We start from the raw sequence: 2,265 nt of genomic DNA, 5'->3' as shown, positions 1-2,265 counted from the left end.
TGAAATGGGGCGAAAGTCTGTGGACTCTGTGTAAGACAGTACATGGTTTTTTAACTGTGGTATGCGACGGTGGTGGAAGCAGAAACTTAAATCGTGAGGTTTAGGAATCGCCGCACTTTTAGGGCGGCGAGGATGTCAATATCAACTTCCCTCCCAGATTTTTAAATAGGCATTTTCCATATTTTGAGCGAATTTTTTCCCTTGCCAGAGCGGGGCTGTGTCACGATTTCCTAACAGTTGATGGCTGATGTCTTGACGAAGGGAGCGATCGAGTCCTAATTTTACTCCCCAGTCGATATATTCTGCCTCATTCCAGCCAATTCCGGCTTCAATACCAGCATTAATCATAAAAGTATAACTATTGCGGGCGGAAAATTGTTCTCCTACCAATGTAACTAAAGGGATTCCTTGCCATAAAACTTCTAAGGTGGTGGTAGCACCATTGTAGGGATAGGTATCTAACACCACATCGGCAATCTGTAAATTAGCGCGATGGGTATATTCATCGATATCTCTCGGTAAAAACCGCAATCTTTGGGGATTAACTCCCTCCCGAATCGCTATTTCAGTAAATAATTCTTGAATTTTTTCAGTCTTACCGACTCCCTTAATCAGAAAATAACTATTAGGGACTTGTGCGAGAATTTTCATCTGAAGTTTAATGGTATCAGGATGACGTTTCATGCCACTTTGTACGGAAAAATAGATGGTAGCATCGGGGGGAATTTCTAAATCTTCTCGACGGAGATTGGGAGTGCCGATTTCAAAACCATCCACTGCTAAATATGTCTCTGGTAAACGATAGATTTTTTCTCGATAATATTCCTCCGCTTGCTGGGGTAAAACGTAGGGATCGGCGATATAATAATCAATAGTTGCTAATCCAGAAGCATCCCAACCTAACCAAGTCACTTGTTTTGCTGCGGGTTTCAGTGCCATGATCTGATTGGTAATATTATGGGTTAAACTGTCTAAATCTACTAGAATATCTATCTGATCCTGTTGAATTTGTTGGGCAACTTCTAGGGGATTTTGAGCGTAGGGAAAATGACGGATAATATCTCGGCTATCCCGGAACCATTGACGGGTAATTTCATCTTCTTCTTGGTTAATAGTATAGATGGCTATTTGCAATTTTTCTCGATCATGATGGTGAATTAACCAACGACTTAACCAACCGACAGAATGATGTTTTAAGGTACTGGCAAGATAACCAATCGTCAGTTTTTTTTGAGCTTTTTTGATAGTAATAAAAGGAGTTTTTAAACTATTATTATCAAGAAAAATTTCGGCGATGCGATTAGTTAATTGTCGATTGGCTAAGGCTCGATCGCCTAGGTAGGGTAGGGGACTAGAAACATTGAGAAAGCTAGTTTTAATAATCGGTTCTAAAGTGATATTTTTCTGACGGGTTAATTCCTGTAATAAATCATGATATTCTTGATAAATATGATCAATTTCTTGCCAAACTCCCCAGCGCAAAAGTATTAACAAAATCAGATAATTACTGTATAACTTTAGGGTTGGAGTTAGACAAATTTCTCGCAACTGATAGGCAGTTATCAAAGAATTATCAAAGTCTTCTGCTAAAATATAGAGGTTAACCAATTGTTCCAAAAGACTCAGATCATTTGGTCTTAATTGCAGACAAAGTTTAATAATTTCCACTCCAAAAGTGGGACTTTGTTGCTCGTTGGTGACTCGTGCTGCTATCTGAAAAGCTTGCGGGATAAAACTATCGGCTAATTCCTCCAGGTAGGGTAAACTTGCTTGAGCTAAATCTAAAGTTAATTCATGGGGATATAAAAGACTTTTGAGAACTACATTTAAAAGCAATTCTCGATCGGGATTAGATCTGAGATTGTCTTGAATAGGATAATTAAGTAGTTCTTCAGGATCAAATATTTCTAAATCTAAAGCTAAGTCGAATAAAGCTAATAAATTATTAATTGACTTGGGAACAATTTCCTGTAGATGATAGCGAAAATATTCTACAGCTGCCAGATCACCTTTTCTTTGTTGTCGTCGCGCTTCTGCGTCTAAAACCGCTTCTAATTCTGCTTGCCATTGCTTAACTTCTTCCAGATTACCTTCCCTTAAAACATTTTGCCACATCACCTGTGCCGGGAGCATCCCAATTTTGCCATAAGTATAAATGCTTAGAGACTAAAAACGTTAGCTAAGGCAAAATAAAGAGAAACAATTAAACGGTAGAATCATGAATACAGACCAAAAAGAACAACTAGATCAACATTTAAAAGCCAT

At 38.3% G+C, this 2,265-nt stretch carries 1 protein-coding gene; it reads right to left on the bottom strand.

The features are described from left to right. Nucleotides 1–141: 141 nt before the first annotated feature. Nucleotides 142–2,133: an O-linked N-acetylglucosamine transferase, SPINDLY family protein gene (locus PX482_RS15225; RefSeq protein WP_288094454.1), complete on the bottom strand. Its 1,992-nt coding sequence runs from the start codon at nucleotides 2,131–2,133 to the stop codon at nucleotides 142–144. Between the last annotated feature and the right edge of the window lie 132 nt (nucleotides 2,134–2,265).

This window comes from Microcystis sp. M53602_WE12, from assembly GCF_030065455.1.
GTDB lineage: Bacteria > Cyanobacteriota > Cyanobacteriia > Cyanobacteriales > Microcystaceae > Microcystis > Microcystis aeruginosa.
The sequence above is the reverse complement of the archived record's forward strand: the minus strand, read 5'-3'. Positions and strand labels throughout refer to the sequence as shown.

Bases quoted from the DNA above. Each gene is read 5' to 3' on its own strand.
- PX482_RS15225 (WP_288094454.1), bottom strand. From the start codon at position 2,133: ATGCTCCCGGCACAGGTGATGTGGCAAAATGTTTTAAGGGAAGGTAAT.